The sequence below is a fragment of the Micromonospora pisi genome (assembly GCF_003633685.1).
In the GTDB taxonomy this organism is placed as follows: Bacteria; Actinomycetota; Actinomycetes; order Mycobacteriales; family Micromonosporaceae; genus Micromonospora_G; species Micromonospora_G pisi.
Genome location: NZ_RBKT01000001.1, coordinates 8,186,348 through 8,201,625, shown reverse-complemented (window position 1 = coordinate 8,201,625; position 15,278 = coordinate 8,186,348). Strand labels below are relative to the sequence as shown.

Genomic DNA, 15,278 nt, shown 5'->3' with positions numbered 1-15,278 from the left:
TCAGTACGAGCGGTGACCGCACCGGTACAGGCGGTCGGTGACGGCGTACGTGTGCTCATCCGTGAGCGCGCACGCGGCGTTGATCGCCTTGTCGTAGTTGCCCCAGTGAGGCTCGCACTCGACGGCGAAGGCGTCGATGCCGGTTCGCCCGTCCGGGGTCTTGACGACCTCTCCCCCGGCGACGGTGAGTCGGATGACGTAGCCGGCGGTGTTGTCCGTGCGGTGCCCGGGGCAGGCGAGGTATTCGTCTCGCTTGAGGGGGAGGTAGTCGCGGAGGGGGCGCCCGCCGATGGTCTGGTCCTGGACGCTGGTCAGGTAGTCGGCGACGAGGCACAACGCCTGCTCGGGGTTGGTGTCGGCTTCGTCGGCGACAGCAACGGAGCTGTAGGCGTAGCCGAGGGGCGCGTTGGGTCGGGCCGACGTTTCGTTGGCCCAGATCAGGGCGGCCTCGGCGGGGTGGGAGGCGGTGAATGCGGCCCAGAGGCGGTCGTTGGCGGTCATCGTGACTCCCTCGCAAATCGGTAGCACTTACATCTACCAAGTTACCGCAGGAAGGTCACGCTGGCGGCAATATCTATCAAGTTTTTTGGGTGTGGCGCCGACGGTCGGCGATCCGGCCCTCGGGGTATCAGCAGCTCGCTCAGGCTGGCGCCTTGTCCGGAGCCGACCGGACCTCGTGTGTCGACACCCAACGGGCGCCCCGCGTCGAGTCGGGATCAACGTCGGCGGCCACGATCAGGGCCCAGGTGCCGGAGGCGTCGTGACGGATGACCCGGTACCGACCGTCGCCCTCCCCTGCGACGCGGACCGTGTCGTCCGGATCCGGCTCCGGATCCGGGGTTGGCTCCGGGGTCGGGGTCGACTCCAGCACAGGAACAGGCGCCGGTCCCAGGTCCCGCCAGACCGACCTGACGACCAGCTCCCGCGCAACCGCGTACGCCTCGGCAATGCCGTAGTTGGCGAAGACGGCAACCGCAGCGGCGATCCCGTACTTCCGGTGATCGCGGCTCCACCTGTACACCGCGTACGCCTGCTCGCCTGGCTCCACGATCCGGTCGAGTTCGGCGGGGACCTCGTCAACGGAGAGGGCGTCGGCGTACCCGTGTGGGTATGCGCGCCGAGCTGCATCGCGGCCGTCGTCGGTGATCTCCGAGTCGGCGTGCGGGCCGTCGAGCCATCCGTTGGCAGCCAGTCGTCGCCTGGTGGTTCGACCAGTTTGGATAGCAGCGAGGTCGCCGGCCAGTGCGGCGAGCAAAGCTCTGAGCTGGGCCGGGCTGGGGGTGGGCGTGTTCATCGTCGTCCGGGCCTCTCCACTGATCGGATCATTGTTGATCACGACCGGCGGTCGATGTCCTCGGGGAGCGGGTACAGCCCGATCGGCGGGCCGGTGCCGTGTCGAGCCGCTGACGAGGTCAGTCGCACGCAGCCACCCACCCCATGACGGTCTCCGGGTCCTCGGCGTACTTCGCCCCGATGGCCTCTTCGAGGTCGGCAGCATCCGGGTGCTCCAGGTAGTGCATGCCGACGTTCATCAACACGCGCAAGGCATCGCCGATCTCCTCGCCGAGCGGCTGGACCCGGTCCAGGAGGTCGTCAACCGCCCTGCTCAACGCCTCCTCCACCTGGTCGCCGGTGTATGAAGCTTCTGCGGTGGTTTTGGCCATGTTGTCCTGCCTCTCTTCGGCTTACGCCGCCAGGTCCCACGGATCTGTCGTCTTGGGGTAGGGCTGCGCGTCCAGGGCGATCACCGTGCGGCGACGCTGCGACCGGTCTCCGAGCGGCCAGACGAACCGGTGGTTGCCCCGGTGTCGCGCCCGGCGGGCGCCGATCGAGGTCAGCGCGTGCTTTAGCCACACCTTCCGCCGGCCCCGCAGGTCAAGGTCGGCCCACCGGTCCAACCGGTTCCACTCCCCCGGCAGCCAACCCACCGGCGGCAGGTACGGGGAGAACGGCTCGGCGCCATACGTCACCAGCCGGGACATGGGCTCGCCGTCGGCCCGTTCGCAGCCCCGGATCTTTTGCAGGCTGCGTTCGCTGAACACGGTCCCGTCCGGCAGCACGACGAGGGTGCGCCGGGTGGCCCGGCCGGTGTAGCGGCCGTTGGTCGCCTGGTAGATGGTGCCGACGTGACCAGGCATGATCAACTGACCGTTGATAGCCAGCCGGGGCATGGGGTCGCTGAACGCGACCAGGCCACGGAGCCCGTCGGCGGCGGCCAGCCGGAACACCCGGCCGAGGAGCCAACTCTCCGCCGGGGGCGGAACCGGATCGAGCAAAACGAACCGGGATAACTCGGCCGCAGTCTTGCCCAGCGTCGGGAACGGTTTGCCGGTGACCTGCCGGTGCATCGGCTGCCCGATCACCGCTACGCCGACCAGGTGGCAGCCCTCAAAGAGGCCGTACCTCAGGCGTGCGGCGGGGTACGAGTGGCTGTAGTGGTGGGTCGAGATGAACGCACGGGCCACCTGCTCCGGGATGGCCCGTACGGTGTGCCGCTTCGGGTTGAACCGCTCATCCCCGGTCGGCAGCCACAGGCTCTTGCCGTTGGTCCAGCGCTGGCACCACCCGGGGTCGAACAGGCCGAGCTGCCCGAGGCTGGGCAGCTCGGCCCCAGTTCGGCTCATGACTCGTCGACTCGCCGCAACTCGCGCGGGTCGACGTGGCCGGAAAGGTTGCCCGTCGTGCTCCGGATCTCGACCTTGCGCGACACCACGCCGTTCTCGTGCCACGGCGCCGTTCCCTGAACGACGAACTCGGTAGTGCCGTACGAGCCGACGTATACCTTCGTGCCCACCGCGAAGTGCTCCACCGGTCGGCCAGCAGCAATGTCGTCCAGTACGCCCTTGACCATCAGCAGCTCGTTCTCGCTGAGCTGCGCCACCTGCTCGGCGATCCACTGGTCGACGCTCACTCCGTCGGCGGGCGCGGGCGGCTCGAACGCGGGTACGCGCGGCAGGTTGGCGGTGGCGGCCTGCCAGTAGTCGGACGAGCGCTGGTCGCGCTCCCCCTGGCTCATCTCGTCCGGCTCCGGGGCGGCGGGCGGCTCGATCCGCTCGGCGCACTCCACGATTCGGGTGCGGCCGTCGTCGGCCGTGATGTGGTACCTGCGCGAGTGGACCGGCCTGTCGGTCGGCTCGTCCTGGTAGTAGCCGAGTCCGCGCGGGTACAGGATGCCGGTGACCGCGCCCTCCACGGTGCTTCCCATGGTGACGTCGCGGCCCCGGACGCGGTCGCCGACCGCGATCGGGCGGACGGTGGAGCGGTTCGCTGCGGCGACTGCCGCGAAGCGCGGGCACCCGTCGAGGCACGTCGTGATCCCGCCTTCGGTTACGCATCCGTCGAGGCACGCCGGTCCGACGCCGTGCGGCAGGCCGGTCGCCAGCGCGGCGTGCGCGGCGGACTCGATCTCCCACTCGGCGTCCGAGCGCCACACCTCGCCAACGCCGTCGAATTCCACGGAGTGGCTGTGGTACGGCTCGCGTTGCGCGTCGCTCGTGACGATGCGGTACTGGGCGCACGGTGCGTCCGACGTGCACCACACGGCGGGCATCTTGACGCGCATGCCAACCTTCAGGTCTCGCGTGGTCAGCGGGGCCGGCGCAGGCGCGGGCTCGATCAACTGCGTGTCGCGCTCGGCGTTCATCGCGAGCGCTTCCGCGTGCGCTTCATCACTCAGCGCCATGACGTGCAGCTCGTCGATCGACCACACTCGGCCACCGAGGACGATGGCGGCAACCTCCAAGCCGAGTCGAGTCCAGCGGTCATCGTTGCCGATCAGACCACGGCTGCGCAGCGCCTTCATGACCTGCGGGCGACCGATCACCGTGGCGCTATGCGCACTGGCGTGCCCCGTACCGAGGGTGCCGATCATCTGCGAAGACAGCCCGGCGGCAACCCGCTCGGCCTCCGTGCGGAGATCGTTGCCCTCGGCGATGTGCGCGTCCGGCTCGACGCCAATCGCCAGGGCGTACCCGGTCGGGTCGCTGCGGTGAGCGGCCACGCGGCCCGCGTCGGTGACGGCGTAACCATCCAGGAGACCGGCGAGCTCCATTCGGTCGATCATGTCTTTGCGGTACTTGTGCAACGCCTCATTGCCGTTCGCGATGGCGTCGAGCAGTGCGACGAGCTGCGCCTTGGTGGGGTTGCGAGTGGTCATTGGTGCCTCCGGTAACTCGGTCGCCGTATATCTATCAAGTTAGCATGAACGGTCAGTCACAGCCAGTACATCTACCAAGTTTGGCTCAGAACAGCGCGAGCTGCGACGACCGGGCGGGACGACCCGACCGCAACGACTCCAACACCCGCTCCCGCCACCTCAACGCCCAGCGGAAGCAGTTCCGGCAGTCCGACAACTCCCCCGACTTCGACCGGTGGGTGCACTCCGGCAGCCGGATCCGGTCCCGCCGGGCGGTGTCCGACCATGCCATCGAGTCCGCCGACGCGAACAGGTGACCAATCAGCGGCAACGCAGTCACCTTGACCCCGAAACCATGCATTCGGTACCCGCGCGACGCGAACTGCTCGATCACCCGCACGATCGACGGGACATGCCCGCGCCGGCAGATCGACCCAACACCCACCCGGTACGCGGCGGCCAGGTCGACCCCGGCGGCCTCGTACATCTCGGCATGCTCCAGGTACTCGTCCGCCTCCCAACCCTGCAACACCGGGATCCAGGGCAGGAAGTAGAACTCCTCCCGCAGGTACAGGAAGTTGTCCAGGGTGAGCTGCTGGTGCTCGCGGACCGTCATCCCGGTCCGCTCCCGTACGGGTGGCTCACACGGCCAGTCCTGCGGCGCGCAGAAGTCCGGCGGGCCGACTTCCTCTGCGAACCGTGTGGCCATGCCGCCGTACTCGTCGGGGTGTTGCCACCACGGGGCGTCGCCCTTGGCGATCCCGGCCGGGGTGAGCGCGGTGAACGCGCCGGAGTCGAGCGCCCAGGTCATCCCCATCCGGACAGGCCACCTGTCGCCGGTGGTGCGGTACCGGGCGAGGGACGCGGCGGAGATGAACAACGGCACCGGGGAGTAGTTCAGCCAGCTCGGGTGGTGGGCACCGAGGTAGTAAGTCAGCCGGCGGGCCGGGTCGTCGCGGTCGATGGTGGGGTTGGTCAGCTCGCCCCACTCGGTGCTCATGGTCGCCGGTTCGGGTCGTAGCCCGTACTTGCGGCGCAACTCCCGGTGGTACTCGGCGGCGGCTGCCCTGCTGGCTTCCCGCTCGTCGGCTTCCCATGCGAGGAACGCGGCGAGGTCGGCCGCTTCGTCGCCGGTCTCCGGGGGCAGGCCGGGCCGGTGGGGGCGGTCGAGCACCCCCACCGCGGCCGGGCTCATCGGCCGTACGCCTTCAACATCTTGGTGACGCGGGGCTGCAACTCCGCCCGGATCTCGTCCACCCGCTTGCCGAGCTTCGCGGCCAGGGCCTCGGCGATCGTCGCGGCGTGCTTCGCGTGGTCGGCGGCGAACGCCGGGTTGCGGCTGGTCAGCACCCACTCCATGTGCCACACGTAGCGGTTCTTCGCGGCGACGACCGTTTTGATCGTTTCGCGGTCGACCCGCAGTTCGTCCCCCTCCGGGGTTCCGATCAGCTTCGGGTCCTCGCGTCGAGCCTTGCGGGCGGCCTCGGTCAGGTTCCGCTCGTGCTTGTGCTTGCGGAGCCCTTGCTGGGTAAGGGGGACGTTCCGCGCGTCGCAGTCGTTGCAGCGGCCGTACGGGCGGTGGGTGTTGTAGTTGCTGTCTGTCGGCACCCGGTTGAGGCACCACCCATCGGCCAGGGCGACGGCGTCGGTGTCGGCGCCCCTCGTCCACTCCACTGGGGCCGAGGGGAAACACACGGTGCACAGATTCGGGCCAAGCTTGGCGACCGCCTCCGCTTCGGTCAGACCGGACAGGTCCGGGTTCCAGGTGAACCGGGTGGCGGACATGCCCCGGTTGCAGGTCGAACAGTTCATGCTGGAGTGGATATGCCCGTCGTGCTGCTGCACCGTGAAGTACCGCGTCCAGCGCCCCCGGCGGACCCATTCCGCTTCGAGGGACGCGGCTTCAGCTTCGATCGCGGCTAGGTCGGCGGTGGCGGCGGTGAGAGCGGCGATGGCCTTGGTGGGAGAGGAACCCCAGGGGACCTCCTTGTAGTCGGGGGCGGCGACCTTGGCGCGGCACGCGGCGAGCGCGTCGGCGTCGCTGGTGGGCCATTCCTGCCGGCGGCCGAGGTGCACGGGGGTTTCGCCGTTGGCGCGGTGGAGGCTGATGTTCGCGGCCATGAGGCGCTGGGTGGCCTGCATCTCCCGGATGTAGAGGCGGTGGAGGTGGGTGTCGATTTCGACGGGGCTGCTGGTGGGGGTGACTCGCTCGGTCGTCGTGGTGGTCATCCGTGCCTCCGTGGCGCTCGGTAGCTCTTACATCTATCAAGTTACCGCATCTCCCTTGCTACCGCCAGAACATCTACCAAGTTCGGGCACAAGAAAGCCCCCGGTGACACCCGGGGGCCATCGAGTCAGGGGGCTACGTCACCGAACCACATCGATCGGGCAGCCAGCTCCAACTCCCGCGCACGCTCCCGCCACTCGGGTACGAGTCGCACGAACAGGCGTTCCCACCCCCGGCCGTGCGGCCCTCCGCTCGGCCGGGCGGCGTGCGCCACCTCGTGCGCCAGCACCGCTTCGGGCATCTCCCGGGGAAGCTGGAACAGGGACCAGTGGAGCGAAATGCTGTGCGTACGTGGGCGATACGTGCCCCAGCTCGCGACGCCTTGGCCGGGCCGGTAGCCGCGTACCCGCACCGTCAGCCCGTCGGCGACACCCAGGCGGGCGGCCATCTCCGGGGCGTACCGGTCGGCGAACGCCTGACCCTGCGCCTGGTACCAGCCGACGATGGTGGCGGCGCTGGCCGCGTCTCGACGGAGGGTCAGTTGCCGGGTCCGGACGCCGCTCCAGGTCGACGGCCCCGGCTCGCCGACGATCGGCATATCCGCGTCGCCCACGAGCCGCAGGCGGTGGTTCGCACCCAGGAGGGGGAACCCTTCGCCGTTCACCAGTTCCTTGACCGGGCGACGTAGGGCGCTCTCTTCGCTGTCGCGCACGTGCCGGCGTAGCTGAGCAAGGCTGGCTTGCACCACGGCGACCACCCGTTGCGGGTCCACGCCCGGCGGGATGGCGATCACGACCTGGCCACCAGGCTCGGTGATGATCCCGAGGCTGCGGCGCCGGGGTCGGATCTCGACCCGCCAGCGGAGCCAGTCCGGTAGGGCGGCAGCAGTAAGGGCGGTGACGTACGGCGCGGCGGCGGTGTCGGTGGTCATCGGTCAGTCCTCGTCGGGGGTGCCGATGACCATGACCGGCTCACCGTTGTCACCGGGGCCAGCCATCAGGGCGAGGGTCACCAGCCGGGGACGGGTGGCCTTGCCGGCGACTGGTACCCGCACGAGTTGGAACAGAATCCGGTTGCCGCCGCCGCTGCGGGCGGCGGCGAAGCGGGCCATGTTGAGGACGTCCCACAGGCGACCGGTCTCGTCCTGGATGGCGCCCTTGCGCTTGTTATCGGCGTCGGTCCAGGCGACGCAGTCGGCCCAGGCGGCGGCGGTGAGTGCGACCGGCCAGCGGAAGCCGGCCTCTCGTGCGAGCGGTCCGGCGTCGATCAGGGTGCCGTCGGCGAGGGCCTGCGCCCGGGTGTACCGGTGGATGATGTCGTCTTCGGTGAACATGCCCCGCTCCTTGCCGCTCGACAATCCTTACATCTACCAAGTTACCAGTTTGACCGACTGAACGACAGAACATCTACCAAGTTTGTCCAAAGAGAAGCCCCCGAGAATCACCTCGGGGGCCAGTCACTACAGCTCGATGTGCCCTCACCCCCGAGCGCGGCGGCGAGCATGCCGACGTGCGCGGCCACATGGGGGTGCACCGATATGGGTGCGGGTTACGAGCGCACCGGACGGGCGTCGGTCGCCTTGCGGGCGCGCTGCACGGCCGGGCTGGCGACGACTTCCTGCCGCAGCCGTTCGGCCTCGGCCCGGTCCGCTTCGGTGCCGGTCTGCCGCGCGACAGCGGTCTGCTCCTGCCACGCGGCGTGCTGGTCTGCGAAACTGTTCGACATGGTCAGCCTCCTTCGGGCTGGTCGACCCGCCTCGGTGTTCGAGCACCCGGCGGGGTGAATCCTGTGGTTGGGGTTCAGTGGGGGCGGCTCGCTTCGCAGGCGGGGCCGCCCCCACGCACGGTCAGGTGGTCGTCGCGGCGGCGGCCCTGGCGGCGTTGCGCTCGTCGGCCTGCCGTTGCGCTTCGGCCATCTGCGCCAGGCGGGCGTCACGGGCGCGGGCCCGTACGTACTCGGACTGCCGGCGAAGCTGGGCGTCGGACATGATGGGGTTTCTCCTTCCTGCGGGAGGGAACGGGCGGGGCGCGGCCGGCTTCTCAGGGCATGGGCCGCGCCCCGGTCTGGTCTGCGGTGACCCTGCTTGGGCCGGGCGTGCTGGTTCCGGCCCCGCAGGCTTACCGGCAGGCTCAGGGCTGGTAGCCGAGGGCGATCAACATGGAGGCGGCGCCGACCAGGAACACCAAGGTCGTGTACGCGGCCACGCTGGTCGCCGACACGGCAAGCTCGGTGAGTGACCAGCGGCGGGGCGCCGGCGCGGCCGTCATGGACGCCCGGTACTCGGCGGCGGCCAACGCCCGCGCTCCCTGGGACCGGTGCCGGGCGTACAGCTCGTGCCCGTCCGGCAGGATCAGCAGGGTCCCGTTGCCGTACATGTCGGCCTTCTCCTCCGCCAGCTCGGCCCGCAGGGCGGTCCTCGCGGCGGAGTCAACGTCGATCCCCCACCGGTCGCAGCAGTCCCGCCGCTCGACCCGCCACCCGATCGCCGCGTCGAACATGGACGCCATCCGGTCGGTGAACTCGCCGGCCCGGAGCCGGTCGGCGGCCCACTGCTGAACGTCGTCGTTGAGCCGCGCGATGGCGTCCATGTTGAGCTCGCCCATCAGACTGTGACCCCGTTCAGCGACTCCGCGATCGCGGCGGCGGCGGTGTTACGGCGGGCCGGCCGGTTGAGCGGCTGCGGGCGGAGGTTCGCGTGCCGGTCGTTGGTGGGCTGGATCCGGCGGCGCCGGTTGCTGCGGGCGTCGATTCGGTTGGTGCGGCGGTCGGCCGGGGTGACGATGACGGTGTTCATGGCGTGCTCCTTGACGTGGTTGTGCTCTGGGTTTGGGTTCGGGTAGTGCGGGCCGGGCCGTCCCGTAGGCGGCGGCCCGACCGGAGGTCGTTACTCCTGGGTGGGGCCGGTGGTCGGGCTGGTGTCGGCCCGGTACGTGTCCTCGGTGTCGTAGCCGTACGAAACGGGCGGGGCGAGGAGGTCGCCGAGGGCGGTGAGTTCATCCGCCACCGCGTCCGCGATCTCGGCCGGTACCGGATCGGGGGCGGTGTCGTCCATCAGGCGGTGACCCCGTACAGCGACGCCTGGATGGCGACCGTGTTGGCGCTGTGCCGGCTGGGCCGGTCGAGGCGCTGCGGGCGGAGGTTCGGGTACCGGTCGTCGGCGGGGATCTGGACGTTGCGGCGCCGGTTGGTGCGGGTGACGGTGCGGGCGGCGCGGCGGGCGATCGTGTCGGTGCGGGTCATGGCCGTGCTCCTCTTGCGAGTGGAATGGGTTGGGTTTGGTAGTGCGGGCCGGGCCGCCGCCTTGTGGACGGCCCGACCGGGAGCGGGTTACTGCTCGGTGGTGGGGCCGTTCGTGGGGCTGCTGTCGGCCCGGAACGCCCCGTCGGCGTCGTAGCCGTACGACACGTCGACCGGGCGGGCGAGCTTGGCGAGCATCTGCCGGATGTGATCCACGGCCTCGGTCATCTGCCTGTCGAGCCGGTCCGCCGGGTCTTCCGCCGGGTCCTTCGCCGGCTTCCCGGCGCTCACCGTCGACCGGCCCGGTACAGGACGGTCGGGTAACCGCGCTTGGTGAGGAAGTCGTCGAGCATCTGCGCGATGTCGTTGCTGCTCGCGCCGTCGTCGTCCGCTTCCAGGAACTCGCGGTACAGGTCGTCGAGCGGGTTGGTCTGCTGGTCGGCGGCCATCAGGCACCGACCGGGGTCTGCCAGCCGGGGCCGGTGAGGGTGCCGGAGGTGACGATCGCCGTACCGGGCCGGCGGGTGAGGGTCATCAGGCCCCGCCGCTCCAGGGCGTGGAGCTGGGTGATGCTGGCGCTCTGGCCTCGGGCGATGGTGCCGCCGTTGGCCTTGGCCGCGCGGATGACCTTCATGCCGGGGTCGGACGCCGGGGTGTACTCGGCGCCGCCCCGGGTCGGCGGAGTCACCGAGCGGGTGCCCTGCGCAGCCAGGGTTTCGAGCGCGTTCGGCTCGTCGACACGAGGGTTGCCGGCGGCAGCCGCCTGCATGTTGGCGCGGATGCCGCCGATAAGCTCCTGGTTCGCCTTCCGCTGGGCCTGGGTTTCGAGCCGGTCGAGCGCCTGGTTCAGCAACTCGATCCGGCGCCCGTCCCGGTTGCGGCGGGCGGCGTGCAGGTCGTCGGTGAGGGCGTCGACCACGGCGGCGTGGATACCGGCCGGCGTGACCCCTTTGCGTCCGCCTTCGCGGATGACGGCGTAGACGCGGCGGTACAGGTCTCGGTCCTTGGTGGAGAAGAACAGCTCGTGCTCGCGGATCGGGCCGGTTAAGACGTTGATGGTGTAGCCGCCGTCAATGGTGATCTGTGCGGTGATGGTGAGCGCGCCGAAGATCCGCCGGCTGGTGGTGCTGGTGGTGCTGCTCATATCGGGGCCTCTCCCGATCAGGGCCTCGGTGGTGTTGGTAGCACCGGCCGTGGCCGTTCGCCTTACATCTACCAAGTTACGGGCTGCGTTGGGCCATGTCAACCAGGTTGGCAAACATGATGGGAACATGTTGGCTAATTGCTTTCCCAACCGGTTCATGACATGATCCCCGGCATGACCGATCACAGCGCGCGGCTCGCGCGACTCAAGAAAGCGGGTGACGAGTATCAGCAGGCACGAAACGAAGCCGAACGGATCCTTGCCGGCCCGCGAGACAGGCTGGCCGCCGAAGCGCGCGCCGCGTACGCCGAGAACATAAGGAAGGCCGCGATCCTGCGCGGTATGGGCCACGTCTGGTCAGACACCTGGCTCGACAAGATCCTCAAGGAGGAACCCGCGAAGACTGACGGGCCGCAGTAGCGGCAGCGCAAATAGTTCGGCCCGGGAGCGGCGCTACCAACGCCATGCGCCCCCGAGCCTGACCCAGAAAGTAGGCCCTGGGCTGTGCAACACACTAGCAAGATCCCACCGGCGAGCGGCCGACCGATGGACCACGAGCCGGTCTGCATGCGCGCCATCGATTGGGTGATTGACGATGCCCCCGTGCCAGCCGAACTTGCCGGCACGCTGGTCGTCATCGCCCGCGCTTGCGATGACCAGGGGCAGGGCTCGTCCCAACCGGTAGCGAAGATCGCGAAGAAGACAGGCAAGTCGGTCAAGCAAACCCAACGCGATATCGCACGGCTTCGGTCGCTCGGTCTCCTGCTGCTCGGGGACCAGACGCTGGTGCATAACCTGGCGTCCGGGCAACGGCCCACCGTGTACGACGTGCCACTCCACATCAAGGGGACGAAGCCCGTCCGGGCGCCTCGCTACTCCGCCGAACGGATTGCCCCCGAGGGTGTCCGACGTCGCCCCATCCCCACGGCCGTGAGGGTGGCGGTCTTCGCGCGGGACGGCGACGCGTGCATCAAATGCGGTTCGACCCACTTGCTCGCCCTCGATCGCATCTACCCGTGGTCCAGGGGCGGCCCGGACACCGTCGAAAACCTGCGGGTGCTGTGCGGATCGTGCAACTCCCGTAAGGGCGCCCGGATCGAGGTAATCGATGACCTCGCCGACTGACAGCGAGCGCCCAAGTGGCCGATGGTTCCGCGACATCTACCGGGATGCCGTGTGGGAGTCTGAGCACCTGAGCGCCGACCAGAAGGCCGTTCTGGAGACGTACGCCCGGCACGCCCGGAACGCGGCCGGCGACAAGGGGCCCGATGCGGACCTGGCCTGGTTGACGTACCCGAGGCTCATGGCGAAGTCCGGTATCCGGCGGCGGGCGAAGGTACCGGCGATCGTCGACAGTCTTGTGGCGGCCGGTTGGTTGGCACTGGTGCACGAGGCGCCTCGCCGGTCCACGATCTACCGGCTGGTGGTTCCCGTCGTTAGTTCCAGCGTCGGAACTAACGACGATGCTGGTAGTTCCGACGTTGGAACCACCGACGAAACGGCCGGTAGTTCCAACGTCGGAACTACGGTAGTTCCATCAGCGGACCACGGTAGTTCCACTTCGGCCGCTGGTAGTTCCAACGGTGGAACGCAACCATTAGGACCACTACAAGAACAACCACTAACTACCGCCTCTCTCTCCGGCGCGAACGCACCACCGCCGACGCGGCGGGCAAATCAAGATCGTGAGAGAGACGGCAAGAGGCCCAAGCCGAAGTTCAGGAGTCTCCCCCACCGGTACCTCGCCGAGATCGGTTGGATCGGAACCGACGCCGACTGGCTTATCGCCCGGATCACCGCCGACAACCTCGTGGACGGCAACGGCTGGTGGGTGGCGGTCAAGCGGAACGGCACCCTGCTTGACGTGGTCCAGAAGGTGCTGGACACATGGAACGCAGCACACGGAACTGACCACACCGCCGACATGTACCTTGACCAGCCAGAACAGGAGCCAGCCGCATGACCGATACGAAACTGACCATCTCGCACAACCTGGTACACCCGGACCGGCTGCCGCCGCTACTGGCGGTCCAGTAGCAGGCGAGCCACCCATGCCTAGGGGGAGGAAGCGGACCAGGGTTCCCATCGCGCGCCGTCGCCGAGTTCTTGGTATCGGCCGCTGCTGCTACTGCGGCAACGTTGACGGGCCGTTTTGGGTCGAGCACCGGGTGCCCGTCTCTCGGGGTGGGACGAACGAGCTGGACAACCTGGATTGCGCCTGCGCTGAGTGCAACTTTGAGAAGGGTGACCTTCTCGTGGAGGAGTGGGAGGAGCAGCGGCGCGCCGCCGGCCTGGGGTGACCTCCGCCCGTGACCGTGATGGTTATTGATCGCGATGAGGATGTGCATGGTCGTACGGACCTGCTCGCCCCGGCCGTGTCTCGCGGCTGACCGCCCGTCACGCCGTGAGTCACGCGGAAGTCACACCGCAGTCACACACACTGAACCACTACGACAGGAGCGCACCATGACGGAGAAGCTGAGCACCGACCCCGGCTACCGGCTTGCGTACACCGTGGAACACGAACACTGGTACGCCAAGAGCGAGGCCCGGATACTCGGCAAAGCTCCCTCGCCCTCGATCCACATCTTCAAACAGGACAACAACGAACAAGATGCCTGGATGGTCCTTGTCGAGGACATCAGCGCGATTTTCGGTAGTCCGAGGATCCAGGTGAGGGTGTTGGACGATATGTTTTCCGCGTTCGTAGAGGTGGCCCCGTTCTTCGAAGCCCTAGCCGCCGAACAGCCGAGAGACCTCCTTCGCGTACAGACAATCCTGGATGTTCTGGGGTTCGCAGACGAGACGGAGCGGCAGCGGCCGGGCGCCCGCCTTGCCGGGCACACCTTGCCCGCCGAAGGCCGTATCTTCGACCAGGGTTCCCGGATCCGGGAAGGCGCCACTGCCTGCTCGTGTGGGGAGCCGTCCCCGGTGTTGCCGTCGGACAACGCCCGGCGTGAGTGGCACGCCGAGCACAAGACCGAGGTGCGCCGTGGTTGACGTGGCCAGGGTGGTGATCAGCGACTTCCGGGGCCGGCACGGGTTCCTGTCGAACTTCGACCACGCACCCCACCGGTGGGAGCAAATCGACTACCCGACCACCGAACACAGCTTCAACGCCGGCAAGTCCCTGGACATGGGCGTCCGGCTGTGGATCGCCGAAGCTCGGACCCCGGCCGAGGCGAAGCGCCGCGGCCGGTCGGTGCAGCTCCGGCCGCGGTGGGACGAGAAGGTCAGGTACGAGGTGATGGCCGAGGTGTTGGCGGCGAAGTTCCGGGCGCACCCGGACAAGGCCGCCGCCCTGGTTGCGACCGGAGACGCAACCCTGATTGAGGGCACGATGTGGCATGACCTGACCTGGGGAGGGTTCTGCCACTGCGGGCGGCCAGCGTGCGTCCGGCCGGGGCAGAACTGCCTAGGCAAGTTGCTCATGGCTCTACGTGCCGAACTGCGGGAGCAGGGATGACGGCTGAGCCGTACGGCCGGATTTACGTCATCATCAACAAGCTGACGGGCAAGGAATACGTCGGTCAGACCACGTTTACGCTTGAGCGGCGATGGCGGGGTCATGTCCACGCTATGAGCAACCGCCGACGGACTCAGCCGATTACGGCAGCCCTTCGCAAGTACGGGGTCGAGTCGTTCGTCATGAGGGAGCTGGCCCAGTGCGATAGCCAGGAGGCCCTGGACGCTGCGGAGAAGGCTTGGGCCGTGTGCCAGAACACGTTCGCGCCTCACGGGTATAACCTCCGCGCTGGCAACGGAATCGGTGCGGTCAGCCAGCAGGCACGCGATGCACTCCGATCGGCGATGACGCCCGAACGCCGTCAGGCGTTGAGCGAGCTGTGGCAGGGACGCAGACTCCCCGAACGGGCGTACATTGCCGCAGCGGCGACTTTCGCGGAGCGGCGACGGCCCTGGACTTTGATCAACCCGTCCGGGGAGTCGATCGTGATCAGCAACCCGGGGAAGTTCTGCAAGGAGGTGGGACTGAGTTACAGCAACCTTCGGGCAGTGGCTTGGGGAGTGCGCCCGTCGCATCAGGGATGGCGGCTGGTTGCCGATCCATTACCAGCGACCCTGTTCGACACGGACGAGTCTTTGGTGTGTCCTGGGTGCCGTAGCTCGTTCTCGCGGGCGATGCGGGCGGCGGCACAAACGCACGCAACGGCCTGCGCGAACACACCTCACGCCGTCAGGGCCGCAGTAGACCTGGGGCACTGCACCTCGGAGGAGGCAGCCAAGGCGGTGCAGTTGCTTGCTGGCCGGCGTGGCACCGTTCGCGCCATCCCTCGTCCACGGAAGCACTTCGTTCTGCTAAACCCCGAGGGTGAAGAGGTCGAAGGCGTGGGCGTTGTCGCCTTCGCCGCCGCGCACCATCTGGACAAGGGAAAACTCAGTGAGTTGCTGAACGGCAAGCGTGACGCTCACAAGGGCTGGAAGCTGGCCGTCAGGCGACCGGGGAGAATTACCTCGGCCGGTTGCTGATGGAGATCCGCACCATCCTGGTCGAGCGGGCAACCACCAGCGAGGAA

At 68.5% G+C, this 15,278-nt stretch carries 25 protein-coding genes; 7 read left to right on the top strand and 18 right to left on the bottom strand.

Going from position 1 to position 15,278, the window contains the following annotated elements:
- From BDK92_RS35505 to BDK92_RS35440, 18 genes are all read right to left on the bottom strand, one after another.
- Positions 1 to 501: a hypothetical protein gene (locus tag BDK92_RS35505; protein ID WP_121160654.1), complete on the bottom strand. Its 501-nt coding sequence runs from the start codon at positions 499 to 501 to the stop codon at positions 1 to 3.
- A 139-nt stretch (positions 502 to 640) separates the two neighbouring features.
- The gene (locus BDK92_RS35500; RefSeq protein WP_147457227.1) at positions 641 to 1,294 is read right to left on the bottom strand and encodes a PH domain-containing protein; all 654 of its coding nucleotides are present in this window, start codon (positions 1,292 to 1,294) and stop codon (positions 641 to 643) included.
- A 118-nt stretch (positions 1,295 to 1,412) separates the two neighbouring features.
- Positions 1,413 to 1,664: a hypothetical protein gene (locus tag BDK92_RS35495; protein WP_121160652.1), complete on the bottom strand. Its 252-nt coding sequence runs from the start codon at positions 1,662 to 1,664 to the stop codon at positions 1,413 to 1,415.
- A gap of 21 nt (positions 1,665 to 1,685) precedes the next feature.
- Entirely contained in the window at positions 1,686 to 2,624 is a 939-nt protein-coding gene (locus tag BDK92_RS35490) for a Mom family adenine methylcarbamoylation protein (protein ID WP_121160651.1), read from the bottom strand.
- Positions 2,621 to 4,156 (bottom strand): hypothetical protein, encoded by a 1,536-nt coding sequence (locus BDK92_RS35485; RefSeq protein ID WP_121160650.1) that lies wholly within the window; start codon positions 4,154 to 4,156, stop codon positions 2,621 to 2,623. Before BDK92_RS35485 ends, BDK92_RS35490 begins: the two co-directional genes overlap by 4 nt.
- 85 nt (positions 4,157 to 4,241) lie before the next feature.
- Entirely contained in the window at positions 4,242 to 5,330 is a 1,089-nt protein-coding gene (locus BDK92_RS35480; protein WP_121160649.1) for a deazapurine DNA modification protein DpdA family protein, read from the bottom strand.
- Positions 5,327 to 6,364, bottom strand: coding sequence for a hypothetical protein (locus tag BDK92_RS35475; RefSeq protein ID WP_121160648.1), 1,038 nt, complete (start codon positions 6,362 to 6,364; stop codon positions 5,327 to 5,329). Before BDK92_RS35475 ends, BDK92_RS35480 begins: the two co-directional genes overlap by 4 nt.
- 125 nt (positions 6,365 to 6,489) lie before the next feature.
- Positions 6,490 to 7,293, bottom strand: coding sequence for a YgjP-like metallopeptidase domain-containing protein (locus tag BDK92_RS35470; RefSeq protein ID WP_121160647.1), 804 nt, complete (start codon positions 7,291 to 7,293; stop codon positions 6,490 to 6,492).
- A 3-nt stretch (positions 7,294 to 7,296) separates the two neighbouring features.
- Entirely contained in the window at positions 7,297 to 7,695 is a 399-nt protein-coding gene (locus BDK92_RS35465) for a DUF6573 family protein (protein ID WP_121160646.1), read from the bottom strand.
- A gap of 215 nt (positions 7,696 to 7,910) precedes the next feature.
- Positions 7,911 to 8,087 carry a hypothetical protein gene (locus BDK92_RS39455; protein ID WP_170208809.1) on the bottom strand — a complete coding sequence of 59 codons (177 nt, stop codon included), beginning with the start codon at positions 8,085 to 8,087 and terminating at the stop codon, positions 7,911 to 7,913.
- A 121-nt stretch (positions 8,088 to 8,208) separates the two neighbouring features.
- Positions 8,209 to 8,349 carry a hypothetical protein gene (locus tag BDK92_RS39450; protein ID WP_170208808.1) on the bottom strand — a complete coding sequence of 47 codons (141 nt, stop codon included), beginning with the start codon at positions 8,347 to 8,349 and terminating at the stop codon, positions 8,209 to 8,211.
- A gap of 142 nt (positions 8,350 to 8,491) precedes the next feature.
- Positions 8,492 to 8,965 carry a hypothetical protein gene (locus BDK92_RS35460; RefSeq protein ID WP_121160645.1) on the bottom strand — a complete coding sequence of 158 codons (474 nt, stop codon included), beginning with the start codon at positions 8,963 to 8,965 and terminating at the stop codon, positions 8,492 to 8,494.
- Positions 8,965 to 9,156, bottom strand: a complete 192-nt coding sequence (locus tag BDK92_RS35455) for a hypothetical protein (protein ID WP_121160644.1) — start codon at positions 9,154 to 9,156, stop codon at positions 8,965 to 8,967. The genes BDK92_RS35460 and BDK92_RS35455 overlap by 1 nt, the downstream gene beginning before the upstream one ends.
- Positions 9,157 to 9,246: 90 nt before the next feature.
- Positions 9,247 to 9,414, bottom strand: coding sequence for a hypothetical protein (locus BDK92_RS39445; protein ID WP_170208807.1), 168 nt, complete (start codon positions 9,412 to 9,414; stop codon positions 9,247 to 9,249).
- The gene (locus BDK92_RS35450; RefSeq protein WP_121160643.1) at positions 9,414 to 9,602 is read right to left on the bottom strand and encodes a hypothetical protein; all 189 of its coding nucleotides are present in this window, start codon (positions 9,600 to 9,602) and stop codon (positions 9,414 to 9,416) included. Before BDK92_RS35450 ends, BDK92_RS39445 begins: the two co-directional genes overlap by 1 nt.
- 87 nt (positions 9,603 to 9,689) lie before the next feature.
- Complete coding sequence (locus BDK92_RS35445; protein WP_121160642.1) at positions 9,690 to 9,890, bottom strand: hypothetical protein; 201 nt, start codon at positions 9,888 to 9,890, stop codon at positions 9,690 to 9,692.
- Positions 9,887 to 10,048 (bottom strand): hypothetical protein, encoded by a 162-nt coding sequence (locus BDK92_RS39440; protein ID WP_170208806.1) that lies wholly within the window; start codon positions 10,046 to 10,048, stop codon positions 9,887 to 9,889. Before BDK92_RS39440 ends, BDK92_RS35445 begins: the two co-directional genes overlap by 4 nt.
- Positions 10,048 to 10,743 carry a hypothetical protein gene (locus BDK92_RS35440; RefSeq protein WP_121160641.1) on the bottom strand — a complete coding sequence of 232 codons (696 nt, stop codon included), beginning with the start codon at positions 10,741 to 10,743 and terminating at the stop codon, positions 10,048 to 10,050. Before BDK92_RS35440 ends, BDK92_RS39440 begins: the two co-directional genes overlap by 1 nt.
- A gap of 174 nt (positions 10,744 to 10,917) precedes the next feature.
- Between BDK92_RS35440 and BDK92_RS35435 the strand changes: the two genes are divergently transcribed.
- The 7 genes from BDK92_RS35435 (at position 10,918) to BDK92_RS35415 (ending at position 15,231) form a co-directional block, all read left to right on the top strand.
- Positions 10,918 to 11,163: a hypothetical protein gene (locus tag BDK92_RS35435; protein WP_147457226.1), complete on the top strand. Its 246-nt coding sequence runs from the start codon at positions 10,918 to 10,920 to the stop codon at positions 11,161 to 11,163.
- A 126-nt stretch (positions 11,164 to 11,289) separates the two neighbouring features.
- The gene (locus BDK92_RS35430; RefSeq protein ID WP_121160639.1) at positions 11,290 to 11,868 is read left to right on the top strand and encodes an HNH endonuclease; all 579 of its coding nucleotides are present in this window, start codon (positions 11,290 to 11,292) and stop codon (positions 11,866 to 11,868) included.
- On the top strand, positions 11,852 to 12,706 hold the full coding sequence (locus tag BDK92_RS38660) for a hypothetical protein (protein WP_147457225.1): 855 nt from the start codon (positions 11,852 to 11,854) through the stop codon (positions 12,704 to 12,706). Before BDK92_RS35430 ends, BDK92_RS38660 begins: the two co-directional genes overlap by 17 nt.
- Positions 12,707 to 12,794: 88 nt before the next feature.
- Positions 12,795 to 13,043 (top strand): HNH endonuclease, encoded by a 249-nt coding sequence (locus BDK92_RS41365; RefSeq protein ID WP_121160638.1) that lies wholly within the window; start codon positions 12,795 to 12,797, stop codon positions 13,041 to 13,043.
- 166 nt (positions 13,044 to 13,209) lie between these two features.
- Positions 13,210 to 13,743 carry a hypothetical protein gene (locus BDK92_RS39435; protein WP_170208805.1) on the top strand — a complete coding sequence of 178 codons (534 nt, stop codon included), beginning with the start codon at positions 13,210 to 13,212 and terminating at the stop codon, positions 13,741 to 13,743.
- Positions 13,736 to 14,209, top strand: a complete 474-nt coding sequence (locus BDK92_RS35420) for a riboflavin biosynthesis intermediates N-glycosidase (RefSeq protein ID WP_170208804.1) — start codon at positions 13,736 to 13,738, stop codon at positions 14,207 to 14,209. The genes BDK92_RS39435 and BDK92_RS35420 overlap by 8 nt, the downstream gene beginning before the upstream one ends.
- Positions 14,206 to 15,231, top strand: a complete 1,026-nt coding sequence (locus BDK92_RS35415) for a GIY-YIG nuclease family protein (protein WP_121160636.1) — start codon at positions 14,206 to 14,208, stop codon at positions 15,229 to 15,231. The genes BDK92_RS35420 and BDK92_RS35415 overlap by 4 nt, the downstream gene beginning before the upstream one ends.
- The last annotated feature ends 47 nt before the right edge of the window (positions 15,232 to 15,278 follow it).

What these genes read in the sequence shown, in the direction of transcription:
- BDK92_RS39445 (WP_170208807.1), bottom strand. Translation starts at nt 9,414, where the DNA reads ATGGACGACACCGCCCCCGATCCGGTACCGGCCGAGATCGCGGACGCG.
- BDK92_RS35480 (WP_121160649.1), bottom strand. Translation starts at nt 5,330, where the DNA reads ATGAGCCCGGCCGCGGTGGGGGTGCTCGACCGCCCCCACCGGCCCGGC.
- BDK92_RS35415 (WP_121160636.1), top strand. Translation starts at nt 14,206, where the DNA reads ATGACGGCTGAGCCGTACGGCCGGATTTACGTCATCATCAACAAGCTG.
- BDK92_RS35450 (WP_121160643.1), bottom strand. Translation starts at nt 9,602, where the DNA reads ATGACCCGCACCGACACGATCGCCCGCCGCGCCGCCCGCACCGTCACC.
- BDK92_RS35485 (WP_121160650.1), bottom strand. Translation starts at nt 4,156, where the DNA reads ATGACCACTCGCAACCCCACCAAGGCGCAGCTCGTCGCACTGCTCGAC.
- BDK92_RS39440 (WP_170208806.1), bottom strand. Translation starts at nt 10,048, where the DNA reads ATGGCCGCCGACCAGCAGACCAACCCGCTCGACGACCTGTACCGCGAG.
- BDK92_RS35500 (WP_147457227.1), bottom strand. Translation starts at nt 1,294, where the DNA reads ATGAACACGCCCACCCCCAGCCCGGCCCAGCTCAGAGCTTTGCTCGCC.
- BDK92_RS35435 (WP_147457226.1), top strand. Translation starts at nt 10,918, where the DNA reads ATGACCGATCACAGCGCGCGGCTCGCGCGACTCAAGAAAGCGGGTGAC.
- BDK92_RS35470 (WP_121160647.1), bottom strand. Translation starts at nt 7,293, where the DNA reads ATGACCACCGACACCGCCGCCGCGCCGTACGTCACCGCCCTTACTGCT.
- BDK92_RS35430 (WP_121160639.1), top strand. Translation starts at nt 11,290, where the DNA reads ATGGACCACGAGCCGGTCTGCATGCGCGCCATCGATTGGGTGATTGAC.
- BDK92_RS35495 (WP_121160652.1), bottom strand. Translation starts at nt 1,664, where the DNA reads ATGGCCAAAACCACCGCAGAAGCTTCATACACCGGCGACCAGGTGGAG.
- BDK92_RS38660 (WP_147457225.1), top strand. Translation starts at nt 11,852, where the DNA reads ATGACCTCGCCGACTGACAGCGAGCGCCCAAGTGGCCGATGGTTCCGC.
- BDK92_RS35455 (WP_121160644.1), bottom strand. Translation starts at nt 9,156, where the DNA reads ATGAACACCGTCATCGTCACCCCGGCCGACCGCCGCACCAACCGAATC.
- BDK92_RS35440 (WP_121160641.1), bottom strand. Translation starts at nt 10,743, where the DNA reads ATGAGCAGCACCACCAGCACCACCAGCCGGCGGATCTTCGGCGCGCTC.
- BDK92_RS39435 (WP_170208805.1), top strand. Translation starts at nt 13,210, where the DNA reads ATGACGGAGAAGCTGAGCACCGACCCCGGCTACCGGCTTGCGTACACC.
- BDK92_RS35505 (WP_121160654.1), bottom strand. Translation starts at nt 501, where the DNA reads ATGACCGCCAACGACCGCCTCTGGGCCGCATTCACCGCCTCCCACCCC.
- BDK92_RS39450 (WP_170208808.1), bottom strand. Translation starts at nt 8,349, where the DNA reads ATGTCCGACGCCCAGCTTCGCCGGCAGTCCGAGTACGTACGGGCCCGC.
- BDK92_RS39455 (WP_170208809.1), bottom strand. Translation starts at nt 8,087, where the DNA reads ATGTCGAACAGTTTCGCAGACCAGCACGCCGCGTGGCAGGAGCAGACC.
- BDK92_RS35460 (WP_121160645.1), bottom strand. Translation starts at nt 8,965, where the DNA reads ATGGGCGAGCTCAACATGGACGCCATCGCGCGGCTCAACGACGACGTT.
- BDK92_RS41365 (WP_121160638.1), top strand. Translation starts at nt 12,795, where the DNA reads ATGCCTAGGGGGAGGAAGCGGACCAGGGTTCCCATCGCGCGCCGTCGC.
- BDK92_RS35490 (WP_121160651.1), bottom strand. Translation starts at nt 2,624, where the DNA reads ATGAGCCGAACTGGGGCCGAGCTGCCCAGCCTCGGGCAGCTCGGCCTG.
- BDK92_RS35475 (WP_121160648.1), bottom strand. Translation starts at nt 6,364, where the DNA reads ATGACCACCACGACGACCGAGCGAGTCACCCCCACCAGCAGCCCCGTC.
- BDK92_RS35465 (WP_121160646.1), bottom strand. Translation starts at nt 7,695, where the DNA reads ATGTTCACCGAAGACGACATCATCCACCGGTACACCCGGGCGCAGGCC.